The organism is Halanaerocella petrolearia, assembly GCF_054657875.1.
The window spans coordinates 1,180,384-1,200,129 of sequence record NZ_BAAHXW010000001.1; the positions used below are offsets into that span (position 1 = coordinate 1,180,384).

14 protein-coding genes are annotated in these 19,746 nt (G+C 28.7%); all 14 read right to left on the reverse strand.

The window, feature by feature from the left end; translation table 11 throughout:
- Nucleotides 1-5: 5 nt before the first annotated feature.
- Entirely contained in the window at nt 6-3,695 is a 3,690-nt protein-coding gene (gene pglX / locus ACYQ39_RS06010; protein WP_459841165.1) for a BREX-1 system adenine-specific DNA-methyltransferase PglX, read from the reverse strand.
- Nucleotides 3,696-3,705: 10 nt separating this feature from the next.
- Entirely contained in the window at nt 3,706-7,335 is a 3,630-nt protein-coding gene (gene brxC, locus ACYQ39_RS06015) for a BREX system P-loop protein BrxC (RefSeq protein ID WP_459841167.1), read from the reverse strand.
- Complete coding sequence (locus ACYQ39_RS06020) at nt 7,332-7,919, reverse strand: hypothetical protein (protein WP_459841169.1); 588 nt, start codon at nt 7,917-7,919, stop codon at nt 7,332-7,334. Before ACYQ39_RS06020 ends, brxC begins: the two co-directional genes overlap by 4 nt.
- Nucleotides 7,906-8,658: a BrxA family protein gene (locus tag ACYQ39_RS06025; protein WP_459841170.1), complete on the reverse strand. Its 753-nt coding sequence runs from the start codon at nt 8,656-8,658 to the stop codon at nt 7,906-7,908. Before ACYQ39_RS06025 ends, ACYQ39_RS06020 begins: the two co-directional genes overlap by 14 nt.
- A 279-nt stretch (nt 8,659-8,937) precedes the next feature.
- Nucleotides 8,938-9,873, reverse strand: coding sequence for a tyrosine-type recombinase/integrase (locus ACYQ39_RS06030; protein ID WP_459841172.1), 936 nt, complete (start codon nt 9,871-9,873; stop codon nt 8,938-8,940).
- A 392-nt stretch (nt 9,874-10,265) separates the two neighbouring features.
- Nucleotides 10,266-11,201 (reverse strand): 4Fe-4S binding protein, encoded by a 936-nt coding sequence (locus tag ACYQ39_RS06035; protein ID WP_459841174.1) that lies wholly within the window; start codon nt 11,199-11,201, stop codon nt 10,266-10,268.
- A 55-nt stretch (nt 11,202-11,256) separates the two neighbouring features.
- Nucleotides 11,257-11,817 carry a TetR/AcrR family transcriptional regulator gene (locus tag ACYQ39_RS06040; protein ID WP_459841176.1) on the reverse strand — a complete coding sequence of 187 codons (561 nt, stop codon included), beginning with the start codon at nt 11,815-11,817 and terminating at the stop codon, nt 11,257-11,259.
- A gap of 493 nt (nt 11,818-12,310) precedes the next feature.
- Nucleotides 12,311-13,735, reverse strand: coding sequence for a hypothetical protein (locus ACYQ39_RS06045; protein ID WP_459841178.1), 1,425 nt, complete (start codon nt 13,733-13,735; stop codon nt 12,311-12,313).
- Nucleotides 13,736-14,172: 437 nt separating this feature from the next.
- On the reverse strand, nt 14,173-15,657 hold the full coding sequence (locus ACYQ39_RS06050; RefSeq protein WP_459841179.1) for a TrkH family potassium uptake protein: 1,485 nt from the start codon (nt 15,655-15,657) through the stop codon (nt 14,173-14,175).
- A gap of 11 nt (nt 15,658-15,668) precedes the next feature.
- Nucleotides 15,669-16,328, reverse strand: coding sequence for a potassium channel family protein (locus ACYQ39_RS06055; RefSeq protein WP_459841181.1), 660 nt, complete (start codon nt 16,326-16,328; stop codon nt 15,669-15,671).
- The gene (locus ACYQ39_RS06060; protein WP_459841183.1) at nt 16,325-16,738 is read right to left on the reverse strand and encodes a potassium channel family protein; all 414 of its coding nucleotides are present in this window, start codon (nt 16,736-16,738) and stop codon (nt 16,325-16,327) included. The genes ACYQ39_RS06055 and ACYQ39_RS06060 overlap by 4 nt, the downstream gene beginning before the upstream one ends.
- A 20-nt stretch (nt 16,739-16,758) precedes the next feature.
- Nucleotides 16,759-17,439 (reverse strand): sigma-54-dependent transcriptional regulator, encoded by a 681-nt coding sequence (locus tag ACYQ39_RS06065; protein ID WP_459841185.1) that lies wholly within the window; start codon nt 17,437-17,439, stop codon nt 16,759-16,761.
- 20 nt (nt 17,440-17,459) lie between these two features.
- Nucleotides 17,460-17,822, reverse strand: a complete 363-nt coding sequence (locus ACYQ39_RS06070) for a response regulator transcription factor (RefSeq protein ID WP_459841187.1) — start codon at nt 17,820-17,822, stop codon at nt 17,460-17,462.
- 13 nt (nt 17,823-17,835) lie between these two features.
- Complete coding sequence (locus ACYQ39_RS06075; protein ID WP_459841188.1) at nt 17,836-19,683, reverse strand: sensor histidine kinase; 1,848 nt, start codon at nt 19,681-19,683, stop codon at nt 17,836-17,838.
- Between the last annotated feature and the right edge of the window lie 63 nt (nt 19,684-19,746).

Here is a 19,746-nt window from a genome sequence, read left to right on the forward strand (position 1 = left end):
CTTAACTATATCTTTTTCTTATATGAAAACAAACCTGCTTTCCTAAACGGCTTAGCATTTTTTCTAATTCCCTTATCTATTTCTAATTCAAAACCATCCTCTATTACTTGATCTAATTTTTGTTCAAAATCATTAATATCTTCTAACCTATCAACCACCTCATCCAATTCTTCTCGTTCATCTTTGGTTAACTCTTCTTTTTGATTTAATTCCCGTTTCCTTCTTCTAGCATTATCTCTTAATTCCCATAAATAATTTGCTTTTAATTTATTTAAAGTATCCTGGTTTAATTTATGGTAATATAGATATACACCAAAATATTTGTTCTTACTTCTAAAATGCCAAACTAATGGTGCCTTCTTAAACTGTTTAGAATGAAACTTAAAAAAGTTAATATCAAGCCAATTATTAATAGTCTTTCTTTTTTTATTTCCCAATATTTTTTCTGTTTCGTCAATTAAATTATATTCATTTTCTTGTCCAAATAACTTTCTATATTCTTCTCTTATTTTTTCCCTTAGTGGTTCATCACCAGCATCTTTAACTAAAGGGATAATACCATCCTCATCTTCTTTTAGCAGTTTTAAAATAAGATGACTTAAAAATTGCTTAACCTCAAATTCTAACTCCGCCTGACAGATTAAATCTTTTTCTAAAATAATATTGTATAAACTAATTGGATTAATCTCATATTCGGAGCATAATTCAGCTAAAGAGTCATCTTGATTTTTATTACAATAAGCATTTCCTATCTCTACTATTTGTTCATTTGATAGAGTTATAACATCTAATTCTTTTATATATTTATTAATATCTTGATCTTCAGTTTCAAATTCCGTATATCCCTCTACTAACGGATACCATCCTATCGGTTTTCCTTCTGATTTTAAAATTGCTTCTAAATCTTTAGATTCGATATTATATAAATCAAAAATTTTTTTATCTATTATAGCCTCAAACAAATAAAATTTAACATTGTTTTCTTCTTTATAATTTCTGTATCTCTTAAACAATTTTTTTATACTTTTTACCTTATCAATTTTATCATTAGCCCATTCTACAGAAGTTTTTTTAAATTCACTATCTTTAATTATAAATTTCAATCTTCTTTTTTTTATATTAATACATTTATTAGATAATCTACAAACTTTATTATTTGTACTTTCATCGGGAGTTTTAAAGGGGATTCTCTTTAAATCACCAGGTTGAAAATTATTAGTTGGATTTAATAAACCTAAAATATATTCTACATAAGTAGAATTTAAAAATGCTAATCCATACTTATAATTAAAACTAATTGGCAACGTCAAATTTGCTGCCATATCAACCATGAATTCTCCCTTAGCATATATTCCAGTATGTGCTTTAGAAGAATATAAACCAGTCGCAATTGCATTTTTATGCCAATATTTTTCATTATATAATTGAGCTGACCTATAATTTTTATAATGATTTATTGCTTCTTTACTCCAATCAATATACCTATCAAAAGATTTATAATACTTATAACCTGATACACTTTTAAAATATCTTTTCCATTGTTTATCACTTTTTTCTAACTTTATTTCCCATGGATATCTTAAGTATTTACTATTTTTTGCTGTTTTCATACCTGAAATAGAATTAGCATTTTTATTTCCTAAACTATCTATATTTTCAAGAATATTTAATGCTTTAGGAGTAGCCCAATAAATAAAAGGATTACCAGTTATTCTTTCAAAGTTTTTTTGGTTCATATAATATTTGCATTCATCATTAGAATTAATTTCATTAAAAAATTTAATTCCAGGATTTTTATCTCTACAAAATTTAAAATAATTATTATTTTGTTTTAAATTATAATATATTCCCCTTCGATTCTTATCGGAAGTTAATTCAAATATAAACAAAGAAGTTTCTGCTTTTGCATAATCCATAGCATCTAATCCAAAATGTACATATTTTTCAATCCAAGAAGTATTTAGAATTATATCTCTTAAATCTTTCCATGTTGAGGTAAACATATAAGTATGGATTGTTATCATTGCTAATTTGCCATTTTGTTTTAATAAGTCTATATTTCTTTCAATAAAAGCACCATATAAATTTTCATAAGTCTCTGGATAAATACTCTTAAGAATATCTTTAAGTGATGGACTATAATTCCTGTTACTTAAATATGGTGGATTAGTAATTACAATATCATACTTTTGATCTAATAAAGTTAACAAGTTAATACCTTTCAATGCTTCATTAGCAAATAATTGTTCATTTACATCAAAGCTTTCTAAAGAATCACTTAATAATTTTTTTAAATCACTAAGTATATTTTTTAGTCTCTTTTCTCTACTAACTTTGAGTTTTTCTTGTTTAGGATTATCAAAATCACTCATTAATTTTAATTGTTCATTATTTTCATCTACTAATTTTTTCTCTCTAACTAATTCTTCTAAATCTTCCTCTACTTTTAACAAAGATCCTAGTTTGCGTACATTATTTAATCTATCCCAAATTTCTTCAATAACTTCAACTACATCAGGGGAATTTTGTAACCCATTCCTTTCTATAAAATTTTCTAGGCGTTCACTATTTAATAAAATAGCGTCAGCAGCAACTAAATTTACACTAAATTCTGCTTCTAAACCTGTAGTTTGCTTAACTTTCATATATAAAGATAAAGCAGTTAATTGAACAGCTCTACGATCCACATCAATTCCATATAAATTATTTTTTACAATTTCATAAGGAATTTTTTCTTCCGCTACTTGACCTTCTTCTAAATACATTTCATATAGTAAATCAAAAGCATAAATTAAAAAATGTCCACTTCCACACGCCGGATCTAAAACTTTTATATCTTTTACTGACTTCTTCTTCCTAGTTCCTAACTTATGATCAGGTGAAAATTCTAAATCTAATTCATCTATTAATGTAGTTTCTGAATGCATTTCTGCCCAATAAGTCCCAAGAGAATTGTCTACCATATATTTAACAATCCAATCTGGAGTATAAACTTGAGTAGCCACTGGTAAATCATTAGCATTAGCTTTTCTGCTAGAATCCTTAAATTCTTCTCTCTCTTCTTCATTAAAATATTGATATACCCAACCTAAAATATCATCTCGCTTCCAATCTTCATAATCTAACTTTTTATTAATCATTGCTATAGCATTAGATACCACTGTGAAATCCGGAAAAAGATAAGAAAACTCATTATTAGGATTAAACAACACCTTGATTTCCTTAGTTATTTCCTGAAAATTATTTATTAATAACTCCTTTAGTCCCGAATCATTCTTCTCTCTATATTCAGGATTCTGTTCTAAAAAGTTTCGATGCTGTTCTGATAGCCCACCATACTCTTGTCGAATCGTAATTACTTCATCAATAATATCTCTAACTTCTAAACATTTTAATCCAATTAATCGATTAATATATGTATAAGCTACTTCTTTGATATAATAATCAACAGCTTCTCCTCTATCTTCAGTCTCTTTTGCCTCTTTATCAATTACACTTTTTACAGCTATTCTTGTTTCCTTTAAATCTTCTTGTTTTTCTTTATCTAACATTTTTATCTGTTCATTAAATTCTGAAGTAGTCATCCACTCTTTATCAGAATAAATTCCAAATTTATTTAATTCAGTTCTAAATTCATCTTCAAACATTTCTCTCAATGAAAGTATTAAATCCTTTAAATCTTTTTTATATGACATTATATCCCCCTTATCTTAATTTTAGGATTGAATTTTCACTTAACTTGCCAGATAAATTATTTCTAAATTCCTGTACAATTTTCTCTACATCATTTTGATTCTTAACCTCTTTTGTTGAAATTAAATCTTCCAGATCAACAAATTCAGTTTTTACATTATCATTTTCATTACCTTTATCATTATCCTCATTACTTTTCTGCTCTGCTTTAATTATTTTTTCTTCTAACTCTTCTTTTTTATCTTCAACTCTTTCAATATTAACTAGAATTCTATCACTAGTATACAAATTCCCTATTTCCTTTTGTTCAGTATATTTATTTAATTCCTTTCTTATCATATCTTCATAATTTGGATACTCTGAAATAAGATCTTCTTGAAGTGATTTATACAATTCCTTCTTTGTCTCTACTAACACTTGATTATAATCATCCTCAATTTCTTTCATTTCTTTATAATTGGACAAAATATCGTCCCATCTTTTCATTACTGATTTGCTTTCATAAATTGCTTTAATATTTTTTTTACAATCTTCAAATCGACCTATATCTACTCCAGAAAAATCTACTTTTGTAGTATCAGTATCTAGGCTTTTGTTTAGCATAGGTTTTATTTCACTGCTAAATTTTTTTGCTTTATCTTTGCCTCCATTTTCTCCAATGAATTCTAATAAATTATTTATATAAGAATTAATATCAGCTATTTTTTCTTCATAACCTAGAAATTCATTAATTATATCCTCTGGTTCTTCTAAACCTTTAATGATTTTAATTAATCTTTTAGCTTCTTCAAAAGTATCTTTAAAATTAATTTCTTCTTTATAATAGCTTAAAGTTCTACAATCACTGTGTAATTCATCAATGTATTCTTCAATTTTATTAGAGATTTGGACTACTTTATCAATTACAGAATTCCCCGTTAAATTTTCAATCAATTCTCTTGCTATTCTTCTTCGTTCAGGTGAAATTCTATCTCCAGTAATATATTTTAACTCTAATCTTTTAATCTTTCTTTTTCCTTTAAATAGATCTTGAGCCGAAGAATTAGTATAATCCCTATAAGTTTTACCTTGATATTTGAATCTAACTTTACCTTCTCTAAATAAAACTGCTATAATTAATTTAATAACTTCTTCCGGCCAACCATAGTCTGGAGTAGTAAACTTATCCATTACATTCTGGACTTCGGTCTTTCCATGCGAGAGATTAGATAAATAATTCTGGACTTCTGCAATAGCTTGATTAGTACTATCAATTTTTTCATCTTTAGTATAAATGTTAAATTTATCATTTTTATCTAAAAAGTATTCATTAATTTGTTCCCGGCTTTTAAAATTAAATATCTTCTTAATATCATCATCAGTAACTTTTAATTTTCCCCAACTAAATTTAGGATACATTCGTGGAACAAAATCTTCAAAATAATCTTGGCATATTTTTTCGATATCACCATTAAAAGTTTTTTCAAGCTCTGTAACATTGCCATTATATATAATTTCTCCATTAACTAGAGCTTCTTCTAACTGTTCAATTAATTTATCTTCTAATTTACCTGCCTCTCTACTCTTTTCTCTAATAATCATTTTTACCTCAGGATTATCATTTTTCTTATGTTTATCTATTATTTTATTTATTGAAAGATAGCGTTCAACTTTTTCTCTGAATCCTGCCAGAACATTAGTGATCCAATAATTATATGTTTCATCAAAATTAGTACTAGTTACTACTTCATCCTTAGTTTTTTCTTCTAAATTCATATAAAGCGGAGAATAAACTTTTAATTTCAAAGGAGATTCAACATTTTTTATATCCTTTCCATCAAGTTCTAAATCAATATCAAAAACTCGAATCCCTTTATAATTGATTCTATCTGCATTTTTAAATAAATTTTCTAGCCAGCTAGTTACCTTAGACCTAATATCAGAAATATGGACATGAAAATCATCTATTTCTCGTTCTATATTTTTCTCAGTACTACTTAAAAATTTATATTCATCAGCTTCTTTTATTACATATTTACGATTTTGTAATAATTGTAATCCCTCTTCTACCCGTTGCTTTAATTTATTGATATTAGTGTCCAAATTATTAACTAATAAATAAGTTATATTTTTTGAATTTTTCTTTACATCCTCATTATGTTTTAGAACATATACAACTTTTAAAATTCGTTTTAGAAATTTATTCTTATCCGCTTTATCAGCTTCATTAAAATCTCGAATGATTCTAATGTCATCATCAGGCATATCTTCAGCCATTTGCTCAAATATTTCATCTAAAGGAACTAATCGGCCTAAATTACTTGTTTGATAATTGTTCTCCTCTGTCTTAATTACCCCTTGAGTAATACTAATCAAACTCCTAGCATTTCCACTGGAAGCTCCTATATTAGTATAATCAGTTCTAATATTTAAAAAAGTATTTTGAATAATAGAAATATAAAATGGAAAATAAGGATAAAATTCTGTAAAAGTTTCTTCATTAAAATTATAATTTATATATGTTTGTTTATGTACTTCTAATCCATTATTAATTAAATTTAAATTACCAGAGTTTTGGTTGTATAATTTCTTTAACTCGGGTTCAAAACGAGCTTCTTTATCCAATACCCTCTCTCTAATTATCGTTTCAATATTATCTGAAGTTAGATGCATTTTTATCTTAAACCTATCTATTATTTTAGCTAATCTATTACTTTGTTTCCGTAATCTACTTTTTACTTTTCTAATTTGCTCCTGAGCAAGAGCTACAAACCAAATATTTCCTTTTCCTTGTTCTTCAAATTCTTCTTCTAATGTTTGAATTTCAATTAAACGCTCAGTATTCTCTCCAACATACATTCCAATTTCATCTACAACAAAAAGAACTCTTTTATGTGGAGCATTATCTTGTTTCTTTCTTAATTCTATATATTCATTAACTATTTTAGCAGTAGTTTCTGGAGAAATCACTCGTTCTCTAAGAGTTTGAATCCCATCTTCAGCATCTTCTATCGTTTTATATTCTTCAATAACTTCTACCAGAACTTTTTTTATATTCTTTTTTACAAATAATGTACTCTGTTCTTCAATAGAACTACCAGTTTGATTTTTATATTCATCTAAAAAATTGTTTAATTTCTCTTTTTTATATAGTTCCCATTCCAATAAACCAATCCATAATGGTTCAACTGAAAAACCTAAATGTTGAAAAAAGTTTTGTAAAAAAACTTCTGCCGGACTTCTTTCATTTACTGAACTTTGCCCCAATCCACTATTTATATTAAATGGTATGTATTCAGTATCAATATTTTTTAATTGAAAAAAAAGTTCATCTAAATCATATTTATAGTTATAAAGCTTATCTAAAATTCTTTCTCTAGCAGAAGTATCTCCATAGGTAAACCCTGCTGCTAAATAGCCTATCATCTTAGCAAAATAAGATTTACCAGTTCCAAAATCCCCTGATAGCCAAGCACTTACAACTTCAGTCTCACCAGGCTCAGCATAATTATTGAAAAATTTATATAACTTTTCTTCTAATGAATCAGTTAAAATAAACTCTTCTACATCTCTTTTTATATCTCGTTCCGTTATATGTTCAACTGGATTGATTTCTCTTGTAACCTTATTCTTAAAAATATCAGTAACTTTAGTTCTAGTCACTTTATATCGCCTCCATTTATTGTATGACATCTTTGGAAAACTCTTTCTTTTAAAATTCTACTATCGTTTAAAAACCAAGCTCTAGAATTGCTTCTTCCTGTAAAAACTCCCGGATAAAAAACAACTACTATATATTCTTGATTGAATTTCTGAAAGAAATCATCATTGAAAATGCTTAATGGTTTAGAATAAGGATAAAGAGAAGCCACTTCATTTATAATTAACAACCTTTTATTTCTTAAATCAGAATTTAAAATATAAGGTATTAATTTTTCAGATAACTCCTGACTAATTATCCTACGGGTTTCTTTTATATCCCCATTCTCATAACTTTCACAAATTAACTTTAATTTTTCTTCAGAATATATTTCAAAAAAATACTTATTTAACCTAAACTCTTTATTTTCTATTCCTTTAGATTCTAATTTCCTTTTAAATGATGGAAGTACATCATATAATTTATACTTTTTCTTCGGCGGATAAGAAAAAGCAATTAAAGTAGTTTCAGGCTGAGAACTAAAATTATCATTTATGTTTAAAATTTTTTTCTCTAATTTATTAATTTTTTTCTTAAATGCTTGCATTCAAATACCCCCTAACCTTTTTTAAATTAGGTTCAATATTATAATGTTCATTATTATATGTAACCTCTACTAAACCTTCCCCCTCTGCTTCAGAGAAGATCATTTCTACATCTTTTTTATTTAATAAAAACAACTTAAAAAGATCACTATTAATTTTAATATCTTTATCTTGCTTATCCATCAACACATAACTTAACAAATTTAAACTAAAATAAGGTTTTTTCAATTTGTTATTTTCTGCTAGTCCAAACTTATGTAATAAGGTAACAACTTTCCTTCCTATTTTCTTTTTAGTTGAAGTAGCCCAATTTTTAATTTCTGGATGTGTCTTTTCCTGCATAACCAAAAAATCAAGTACTACTGAAGTATTTATATCATTCAAATCCGGATTTCTATTAATTTCTGGTTGTAAAAAGTTAATAGCTATATCATATAGAATTTGCTCTTTTTCGGTAAAATGATACCATAGAATTTGCTTTTTTTCACTAATACCAATTTCATTACTACCTAAAAATTTTATAAATATATCATCTTTTTGTTTATCATTTAAATTGTAGCGATTAATAGTAGATATAACAATTTTTTCTTTTATTGATTTGGATTTCTTTTTAAAAAGATTTTCATTAATTATTTTATCTTTAATTTCTTTAATTTTAAATCCACCTTTATATAATTCAATTATTTTTAAAGTTTCTTCAATGTAAGCATTTATACCTGTTAAAGTAGTTGTATACTTCATAATAACTATTCTCCTTCTATCTTTGGTTTCATTTTTTCTATTTAATCATTCCCACTATTAATTGTACTACCACGAAAAGATATTTTTTCCTCCAAAAAAATAAAAAAATTAAAGTCACTATTACACCTATTACAGTAATATATAAAAACTATATATATAATTTGAATCTTCTATTAACTTTTCCTCTAAAATAAAGTTTGTTTTTTATTAATCTGTAATATCCGTAAGAATAATTATAAATAAAAAAATAAGCCGAAGGCAGAGCCTCCGGCTTCATTATCATTTCATTTCTATAGGGTCATAATTATCTGCAACCTGATCAAGTGGGTTAAACTTATCGAATTCTTTCTTTAGATCATTCCCAAACATATTAACATACTCCTTCACTACATCCATAGTAGAATGACCTAATATCTTTTGCAACCTAAACACATCACCACCAGCTAATATCCACTTTTTTGCAAAGGTATGACGGAATAAATGAATAGAAGTTTTATCTACTCCTCTTTTTAGATTATACTTGCGAATAGCTGATTTAGTAGTACTTTCCTTTAGTTTCTTTCCATATATATTACAGAATAGATAATCTTCTGGTTCTCCCTCTCTATACTCTAAATACTCCATTAATATTTTAGACAACTGCTTCGAAAGGGGAATTACCTGCTGTTTTTTATTTTTAGTTTTCTTTAATGTAACATATCCACTATCAAAATCAACATCTTTAATTTTTACATTAATCAAAGTCTTTAATCGATTTCCTGTCCCCAGAAGATAATTTACAATTACCCAGTTTCTATATTGAGCAAAACTACATTCATCTAAATCAGGTTTTTCCAGTAAAAGCTCTAACTCTTCATCACTATAAGTTTTCTTGATTTTCTTTTCGGACTTAATCATTTCTATTTTAAATTCTTTAGTATAACCTAGCTTCATAAAATAATAAAGAATTGCTCTTAATCCTCGTAGCCTACTATTTACTGAAGTATTACTCATATCTCTTTCTTTCAGATGCAGAATAAAGTCATTTACAGTTTCTCTGGTAATGTTTTTAGTTAAATGATCTTCAGAATAAAATTTGATAAAATAATTATAACTCGTCTTATAATACTCAATAGTTGATTCAGATAAACTCTTTACTTTACAATATTTTAAAAACTCTTCAAAGGCTTCTCCAACTGTCTTATCCTCTGCTTCTTTCTGCATTTTAATCTCCATAATAAAAATTCCTCCCTAATGTGATAGTTAGGCAGGATTTAAATGATCCAATGCGTTATATTAAGTTAATCCTTTATCATCCCCGGCATGATAGGCTTCAAGCGGAACTGGCAGACGCGTTGGATTCAAAATCCAATGGTCCTTGTGGCCTTGTGGGTTCGAACCCCACCTTCGGTACCAATTTACATATTAATAAAAACAAAGAACCCTGTCCTCCCTTATTACTGCTGGGATTACAGGGATTTTATATTTTTTGAAGTTTTTCATAAAATTCTAGCTCGCCGACATTTCGACAACGAACTATAAAACACTTAAAAATATAATAAATAGAATATACATTTTTCTTAAAGCAAACAATCATTTAGATTAATGATAAAAAACATTTTACTAGTTTATTTAAATATTTTTTTTATTTTTTCATAGTCTGTTTTATTAAATGTACACTCTTTAATACAAATTGAACACCCCCACATATCTGAAAATGATTCAGCACACTTTTTATAATCTATGTGCTTTTCAGTATCATAAATATCTTCCTGTGGTTCGTCATAAATTGCTTGGGAAGGACATTCTTTCACACATTTTTTACATTCTTTACAAAAATCTTTAATCCAAATATGATCATTTTTTTCTTTTATAGGTGAATTTTCGATACTCGTATATACTGCTGCAATCCTTTGTCTAGGGCCAACCTTCGGAGATATTAATAATCCATGGTTTCCGATAGCCCCAAGCCCAGCTTTTTCTGCTAATAAAGTATAATTAACATCCCCCCCTAAAGCTGGCCCAGCCTGAGCACTATAACCATTTTCCCTCAGAAATTCAGCAATTTTATTCACAATAATTCCTAGTTCACGATAAGTTCTATGAACCTCATGCCCCGTCTCTTTAGATGGTGCCTTTTCAATCACAGATTTATCCATCTCCTGGGTAACTACAATAGCATTTTCATATAATACTGTGGAATTTTTAAAAATATCTTTCCGATCTAATTTAACAAATGCCACATTTAAAGCACCTATATCGTTGGCATATTCAACTAATTCTTCAATAAATTCCTGCGGAGCTTTTGTTTTGGGGGTTATAGGATTATTATTAACATCTGTATAACTCTTTCTTGCATTTTTAATCGTGGACATCATAGTAAGCATTGTCTTTAATTTAAATTTAGGTATGCCGCTACCATATTTTATCACTAATTCAGGAATACAATAACCAGTTTTTGATTTTTCTGAAGCATGAACCAATGAAGTCTCATCTTCTACAAAATGTTTAATTCCTTCTTCAGGCTGCATGAATTCTTCTAGTTTGGGTATTATTTTTTTCATTTCTTCTATTACTCCTTTTTTATAGTAAGTAGTTACTTGCATTAAAGTTAAAAAATTATTCTAATAAGTCACTAATAAGCTTTTCAAGACAAACATCAAATTCAGGAACTGACTTAAAAGGCTGAATAATATAAATATTCATAAATAACCCCCAGACTGACGATAGAAAATTAACTGCAAAAATCTCTGGATTATCAATCTTAACCTCTGAACTTTTATTTAAATAATCAATTACAATTTCCTTTATTTCATTAGCAAACTTATCTAAGGGAACTTTCATATTATCAATAGTACTCCGCTCATTTTTTAATTCAATCTTTATTAATGAAGAGTTATATTCAAATATTTCATATAATGAATTACCCATACTTATCAAAAATTCCTTGGGCTCTTTTTGATATAACTCCTCCTTATCTGTTATATTAGGTTCAAAAATATAGTGTTCAAATACTGCTTCAAAAAGATTTCGTTTAGAATTAAAATGTCTAAATAAAGTAACTTCATTTATTTCTGCTTTATCAGCTATTTCTTTTGTAGTTACACTACTATATCCTTTAGCTGAAAAAAGATTAAGTGCTGCTTTTAGTATAGTTTGAGAAGTTTTCTTTTTTGTCATCTAATCACCTCATGTAAGTACTTACTTTCAATTTGTTTATAGTATATTATATTTTCTTGTTTTTGTCAATAGCTTTTCAATTAAAGATAGTATCAAATTTTATAGCTTAAAGTTCTAAAAGAGTTAATGCTATTATTTTTACTTTGTAATTACAATTTAGTATATATCACTTCCCTTAAAATCAGATTAAAATTTGATTAAAAAAATTAAAATTTAAATATAGAATTACTCAAACTACTTAACACAATCTATCATTCAAAACCTACTTATTTCCATATAAAACAGCAGAACTCACCACTTTTTAATATCGTTTAACATAACATTATAAACCACTGAAATGCACCCCACCTTCGGTACCATTAATATAACAGAAATAATAACACCTGCCATAAAGGCAGGGTTTTTTGTTTTTAGCAAATAAGAAAAAGAGTAACCCATTAATGGGTTACTCTTTTTCTTATTATTAACTATCAATATTACATGTAACTATATGTTATTTTACTTCAGTAACACCAGTTACTTTACCGCCTTCTTCAGTAACAAAATTAGACTTATACTCTTCTTTTGCAAAGTATACATTTCCTTTTACTTTTGCATCGTCAATAGTAAACCCTTTAGCTTGCACATATACATCACCAGCAAAAATTCCACCTTGTAATTTAGTGTTTGGACTCTTAATAGTTAATTTTGGTGCTGTTATTGTATATCTTTCAGTTACATTATGACTATCATCTTGTGCATAAGGAGCCAACTTACGATACACTTCATTACTAGCCTTACCTTTATCATGGAATTTACCTTCTACTACTAACTCTTTATCAAATGTTAAATCATTTAATGCTGCTACAATCCAAGTACCTTCTTCACTTACAGCTTTTCTAAATACTTCTTCATCACCTGTTATTGAAGCTGCTGTTACTACATCAGTTTCTGCTTTTACCTTAACATCTCCAGTTACTTTACCGCCTTCTTCAGTAACGAAACTAGACTTATACTCTTCTTTTGCAAAGTATACATTTCCTTTTACTTTTGCATCATCAACAGTAAATCCTTTAGCTTGCACATATACATCACCAGCAAAAATTCCACCTTGTAATTTAGTGTTTGGACTCTTAACAGTTAATTTTGGTGCTGTTATTGTATATCTTTCAGTTACATTATGACTATCATCTTGTGCATAAGGAGCCAACTTACGATACACTTCATTACTAGCCTTACCTTTATCATGGAATTTACCTTCTACTACTAACTCTTTATCAAATGTTAAATCATTTAATGCTGCTACAATCCAAGTACCTTCTTCACTTACAGCTTTTCTAAATACTTCTTCATCACCTGTTATTGAAGCTGCTGTTACTACATCAGTTTCTGCTTTTACCTTAACATCTCCAGTTACTTTACCGCCTTCTTCAGTAACGAAACTAGACTTATACTCTTCTTTTGCAAAGTATACATTTCCTTTTACTTTTGCATCATCAATAGTAAACCCTTTAGCTTGCACATATACATCACCAGCAAAAATTCCACCTTGCAATTTAGTGTTTGGACTCTTAATAGTTAATTTTGGTGCTGTTATTGTATATCTTTCAGTTACATTATGACTATCATCTTGTGCATAAGGAGCCAACTTACGATACACTTCATTACTAGCCTTACCTTTATCATGGAATTTACCTTCTACTACTAACTCTTTATCAAATGTTAAATCATTTAATGCTGCTACAATCCAAGTACCTTCTTCACTTACAGCTTTTCTAAATACTTCTTCATCACCTGTTATTGAAGCTGCTGTTACTACATCAGTTTCTGCTTTTTCTTTTGGTTGTTCTTCATTTGTAGCTGCTTGATTTCCTGCGCATCCTGCTAATACTACAAGTGATAGTAAAACAACTAGACTTAAACTTAAAAATTTCTTCATATTTATTTCCCCCTTTTAAATTATAAATGATAATTAATCTCATTTATATATTATTAGTATAGCATGCTAATAATAATCAATCAATTTTTTCACTTACTAATAAAAGATATCTTTATAATAAGAAGTCATAATAATAGTAGCTGTAATAAAACTTTTATGTATAAATAATGAAAAGTGAAAGTCTTATTTTTCACTAAGTTACTTATATCTCTAATGAGCGTGAAGGAATTTCATTTTATAATTTAGAAATGATTTATTATATTGGTAGTATACTGTACTTTAATCATACTATTTTCATATGATTTTGTCAAATTAGCTATTCTAAAGATTCATCCAATTTATGCAAACAAATAATCACAACTTTTCAATTAAATAATTTTTTATATCAAAGTTCCCTGAAATCATATTAAAAGAATTTCAGGGATTACAAATATATATTATTCAGATTCTAATGCTAAAAAATTAGCATCTTTAATTATCTTAATAATAGCAAAGAAAATAACCAAAAATTCTAATCTTCCTAATAACATACCAATTGTTTCTGTCCATAAAATTCCTACTGGTGCATCAGGAGCTGTAACTCCAACTGATAAACCAACTGTCCCTAAAGAGGAAGCAAATTCAAACATAGAGTCAGATAAATTATAACCATAAGCTAAATAGATTAATACTCCAATAAAGTATGTAGTTAAATATAAGAAGATATAATTAGCCGCCTCCCGAATATACTCTGGTTCAATATATAGTTTCTTTTCTCCTCGCCAGATAAAATTCTGAGTTACAGCATTTTTAGGTAGGAAATAACTCTTCATTTCCCAGAAAATTGATTTAAACATTAGATAAATTCTATATAGCTTAATTCCACCTGCAGTTGACCCTGTTCCTCCACCAATAATCATCAATCCAACCATACTTATAATCCCAAAAGAGTTCCAAGTTGCAAAAGTATCTAAAGAAAAACCTGTTGTAGAGATAGCACTTATAACTTCAAAGATACTTCTTCTTAGTATAGTAGGTAACTTAGTATATATCTCTGTTAGAGAGAAATATCCAATAACTGGAGTGAAAATAGTAACTAATAACATTAATAATCTAACTTCACCATTCTTAAGAACAATTTTAAACTTCCCTTTTAATAGAGCAAAGTGGGTAGCAAAATTAGTAGTTCCCAATAACATTAAAATCCAAGTTATCAATTCTATAGATAAACTATCCCAATGACCAATACTATCTGCTTTAGTAGAAAATCCTCCTGTTGATAAAGCAGCAATAGAATGGTTTATCGCATCAAAGACCCCCATTCCAGCTATTACATAAAGAAGAATACCTCCAATAATATAACCAGAATAGATTAACATAATTGCTTTAGTTGATCTCTTAATATGAGGTAACAACTGATCACTTCTCCCTTCAGCATTATATAACCCAAAACCATAAGGATGTAATACTGAGGATAACATAACAACAATCAATCCAGCTCCACCAAAGAACTGCATAATACTTCTCCACAATAAGAATATATGAGCGGTCTTAGTTACATCTACTACTGATAGTCCTGTTGTAGTCCAACCACTAGTTGCCTCAAAGACTGCTTGAGTAATATTTAGCTTACCAGCAACAATAAAAGGCATTGCTGATGCAATAATAGCAACTATCCAAGAAATCAAGACAATAATGCCACCTTCTTTTAATGATAAGGTAACATCTTCTTCTTTATGTTGAGTCAACTTCCAGATTATAAAACCCAGACCTAAAAAAATGAAAGCTGGTAATAAAAATGACTTTAAATGTACTATATCTTCTGGATAAAATGGTAGGATCAACAAAGGCAATAATAAAAAAGATCCAATTGCCATAGTTAAGATACCAATATATTTAAATATCAATTCATATCTTTCTTTCATAATTCTCTTATATCTCATAGCTACTCCTCCTATTCACCAGTCAAAACACTAAAGGTCTCAGCTTGTTTCTCAGGCAAGGTAATAATTAAGGCTTTATCTCCTTCTAACAACTTAGTATTTCCTTTAGGAATTAAGACCTCTTCATCTCTAATAATACACCCAAAAACAATATCCTCAGGTAGATCAATCTCTCTTAAGCTCTTGCCTAAGACTGGAGAGTGATCCTGTAAGACAACTTGCGAAATACTAAGTTTTCCTTCTTCAATAGATAATAGATTACTAACATCGGATACTTCTACCCGCTGTTCAATCAATATAGAGATTAGTTTGGTAGTATTAAATATAGTCTCTATTCCTAACTCCTTAAATATCTCCTCGTTATCTGGATTATTCACTACAGAAAAAGTTTTAGGTATCCCAAATTGTTTTTGGGCCAACTGACAGATAAATAAGTTATCAGGGTCATTATCAGTCAAGGCTAAGATTATATCAGCCTTTCTTGCTTCTGCTTGAGCTAAAGCATCTGGTTGAGAAGCATCTCCATTAATCACTAATGCATTAGACTGTCTAGCTAATAGCCTACAATATTCCTTATCTTTATTAACAACAGATACCTGATATCCTTTAGCAATAAATTTCTTAGTTAAATGATAAACAACTTTGCCGCCGCCTACAATAATAATCCTCATCTTCTATCCTCCTTACCAGTTAGTAGTGACTTAAAATTATCTACTAGTAAATTAGTAGGACTCATTGTTATAACATCTAAGTCTTGATAAATAACTTCCTTGGCTGGATCTATTAGTCTAACTACTACCTTAGGAATTTCATATAATTCACTAGCTATCTGGGCTATCATAGAATTAACATTATCATCATTAGTAGTCACTATAATCACATCTGCTTTATCAAGTTTAGCTTCTTTTAATACTTCTATTTCAGCAGCATCACCTATTATTGTAAAACCAGTAAATTCAGCTGATAAGTGATTAAAAGATTCTTCATCTCTATCTACAACTACCACATCTTCTCCTTCTTTAGATAATAGATTGGCAATTGCAGAACCAGTTCGACCACAACCTACAACTAAAACATACATACTTGCTCCCTCTCTTTCTCTTAAGATTCCTCACCTAGATTGATATCATCTTTATTATAATTAAACTGACTTGTTCGTTCTAAGTTCTGTTGAGCTGGATCATAAGATGGGTCTAGCGCTAAAGCAGCTCGATATTTCTTTTGCGCTTCTAAAACCTCATCCTTTAATTCTAAAACTACCCCTAATAAATTAAAGGCCTCTGGTTTAGAAGTATCTAAACTGACTGCTTCTTGTAGATATTCATATCCTTTATCAAGCTCTTGTCTATTAATACAAGCTTTAGCATAATTTAAATAGTCTTTATAACTATCCAGTTCATCTTCTTCTAACTCTAAATTATTTCTTTCAATTACCTCTGCTACAATCTCTTTAATTTCATCAGGAGTAAATGGCTTTCTTAAATAATCTATAGCCCCTAACTTCATTGTTTCTACAGCAGTCTTGACTGAACCAAAACCAGTAATCATAATTACATTAGCCTGTTTATTAAAATCTTTAATCTGTCGTAGTACTTCAAGTCCATCCATACCAGGTAATTTCATATCTAATAAAACTACACTAAAGTCATCTTCCTTAAATTTCTCAACTCCATCTTCTCCATTAACAGCTGTTACAACTTCATATTCTTCTGTTAAACATTGTTTTAAAGTAATTCGAATATTCTTTTCATCATCAACAACTAAAATCTTGTCTTGTACCATAATTTATCTCTCCTTTTAATTTAATTTAAATGCTTAGCAACTTGCTCTAATAAATCATTTGGTTCAATTGGCTTAGTAATATACTCTTCAGCGCCTAAATCATAGGCTCTTTTAATATCTTCCTCTTCTGCTTTAGCACTCAACATTATAATTGGTGTTTCAGCAGTTATTTCATCCTCTTTTAGTGTTTCGCAGACTAAAAAACCATTCATCTTAGGAATTTTAATATCTAATAAAATCAAGTCAGGCTCCCAATCAAAAGCTGTATCTACTGCATCAACACCATTAGAAACAACTTTAACTTTATATCCAGCATTTTCTAAACATAATTTAAGCACAGTAATAATATTTTTATTATCCTCCACAACTAATATCTTATTCATCATCTCACCTACCTTACTTAGGCAATTTTAACGTAAAGGTAAAGGTACTGCCTACCCCCTCTTCACTCTCAACCCAGATTCTGCCTCCATGAGCTTCAATTATCTCCTTAGAAATAGCCAGGCCTAAACCAGTTCCTGTTCCCTTATCTTTGTCTGCCCCTGCTCTAACAAACTTATCAAAAATTTTATGCTGATACTCTTTAGGAATTCCTGAACCAGTATCTGCTACTGAAATATGAACCTTATGACCCTTTCTCTGGGCAGATAATCTTATTTCATCATCTACTTCAGTATACCGCAAAGCATTACCAATTAGATTAGTAACTACCCAAGTAACCTTATTCAAGTCCGCATAAACTGCTAAGTTATCTACCTCTTCAGTGATTAGCTTTATCCCTTGGTTTTTTGCTTGTTCAACAAAGGGCTGAATCGATGTCTCAAAGATTTTAGTCACTTGAATAGTTCCAAAGTCTAAATCTATTCTTCCAGATTCTATCTTTGATAAATCCAGTAAATCATCTACTAAGTTATTCAGGTGTTCACAATCCTCTTTAGCTACCTCTAATAACTCCTCTTGTTGGTCATTAACTTCTCCTATATTTTCTTCTAATAACATATTAATTCCCATATTCATTGATGTTAAAGGAGTTCTAAACTCATGAGAAACCATTGATACAAACTCAGACTTCATCTTATCTACTTCTTTAAGATGGGTAATATCCTCTAATAAAGTAACAACTAACGTAGTTGTATTATCCTTATCCTTTACAGGAGTAGTGGTAATTCTAAAATATAACTCTTTATCATCTTCAGCCATAAATTTAATGACCTGATTATCATTACCAAACTTTACTTCACCTGATTTTAGAGTTTCAGTAATAGAATCAAAAATCTTATCTTCCTTGATTGATTCTAAGAAGTGAGTTCCTAATATCTTATGTTCAGTTAAATCAAATAGCTTTTCTGCTCTAGGATTCATTAATAAAATTTTATTCTCTTGATCAGTTACCAGCAAAGGATTAGATATACTCTTAACAATTGCTTCAGACTTATTCTTTTCTTCAACTAATTTACTAACATTCATTGTTTCATATTCTTTAAGACGATAGGTCATTCTATTAAATTCACCAGCTAATTGTCCAATCTCATCTTTAGTATCAATCTCAATAACCTGATCTAAATTTCCTCCTGCAATCTCTTTGATCTTAGCAGTCAACTCTTTAATTGGTTTGATAATCAGATTAGAAATATAAATACCAAAGGATAAAGCCAAAATAAGTGCTACTATAGAGAAGATAACTGTTGAGTAAATTGCCTGAGTTGCATTATCATTAGCTCTCTGTTGAGCCTGTTTCATATGTTCTTGATTAACCATTAATAAATCCCTAGAATGTTTCTTTACCTTCTCAAAATGAGGCATAATCTGCTGTAAGTAATATTTTTGAACTTGACTAAAACTCTTTTGACCAGCCATCTTTCGTAATCTCATAAATTTCCCTAAATATTCTTGATAGTCTTGGTTAAGACTCTTAATAATCTTCTTCTCTTCTGGAATTGTTATATTGTCTTCAGCCCTAGATAGATACTTCATAAACTGCATTTGGTTCTCTTGAAATATATTTAGAGCCTTATCTTGTTGTCCAAAAATGAATATTAACTCTGCACTATCCTGTCTTTCTAAGGCCTCCATCATCTCCTCTGAAGCAATAACACTTCTATAATTTTCAACCATAATATCATGGATTGATTCATTTAAAGAGACAAAATTATAGATTGACCAACTAGCTAATCCAATTAAGACTATAATTACTGCCATATAACCCAATAATATTTTGGCTCGCAAGCTTAAATCTTTAGTCATTTAACCACCTCACATAATTAATTTAAGCAATCTTCTACTATAAAATACAAAAAAGACTACAGC

Coding starts and splice junctions, on each gene's coding strand:
- ACYQ39_RS06030 (WP_459841172.1), bottom strand. CDS start 9,873: ATGGAGATTAAAATGCAGAAAGAAGCAGAGGATAAGACAGTTGGAGAA.
- ACYQ39_RS06070 (WP_459841187.1), bottom strand. CDS start 17,822: ATGAATAAGATATTAGTTGTGGAGGATAATAAAAATATTATTACTGTG.
- ACYQ39_RS06020 (WP_459841169.1), bottom strand. CDS start 7,919: ATGCAAGCATTTAAGAAAAAAATTAATAAATTAGAGAAAAAAATTTTA.
- ACYQ39_RS06075 (WP_459841188.1), bottom strand. CDS start 19,683: ATGACTAAAGATTTAAGCTTGCGAGCCAAAATATTATTGGGTTATATG.
- ACYQ39_RS06060 (WP_459841183.1), bottom strand. CDS start 16,738: ATGTATGTTTTAGTTGTAGGTTGTGGTCGAACTGGTTCTGCAATTGCC.
- ACYQ39_RS06045 (WP_459841178.1), bottom strand. CDS start 13,735: ATGAAGAAATTTTTAAGTTTAAGTCTAGTTGTTTTACTATCACTTGTA.
- ACYQ39_RS06055 (WP_459841181.1), bottom strand. CDS start 16,328: ATGAGGATTATTATTGTAGGCGGCGGCAAAGTTGTTTATCATTTAACT.
- ACYQ39_RS06035 (WP_459841174.1), bottom strand. CDS start 11,201: ATGAAAAAAATAATACCCAAACTAGAAGAATTCATGCAGCCTGAAGAA.
- ACYQ39_RS06050 (WP_459841179.1), bottom strand. CDS start 15,657: ATGAGATATAAGAGAATTATGAAAGAAAGATATGAATTGATATTTAAA.
- ACYQ39_RS06040 (WP_459841176.1), bottom strand. CDS start 11,817: ATGACAAAAAAGAAAACTTCTCAAACTATACTAAAAGCAGCACTTAAT.
- ACYQ39_RS06065 (WP_459841185.1), bottom strand. CDS start 17,439: ATGGTACAAGACAAGATTTTAGTTGTTGATGATGAAAAGAATATTCGA.
- pglX (WP_459841165.1), bottom strand. CDS start 3,695: ATGTCATATAAAAAAGATTTAAAGGATTTAATACTTTCATTGAGAGAA.
- ACYQ39_RS06025 (WP_459841170.1), bottom strand. CDS start 8,658: ATGAAGTATACAACTACTTTAACAGGTATAAATGCTTACATTGAAGAA.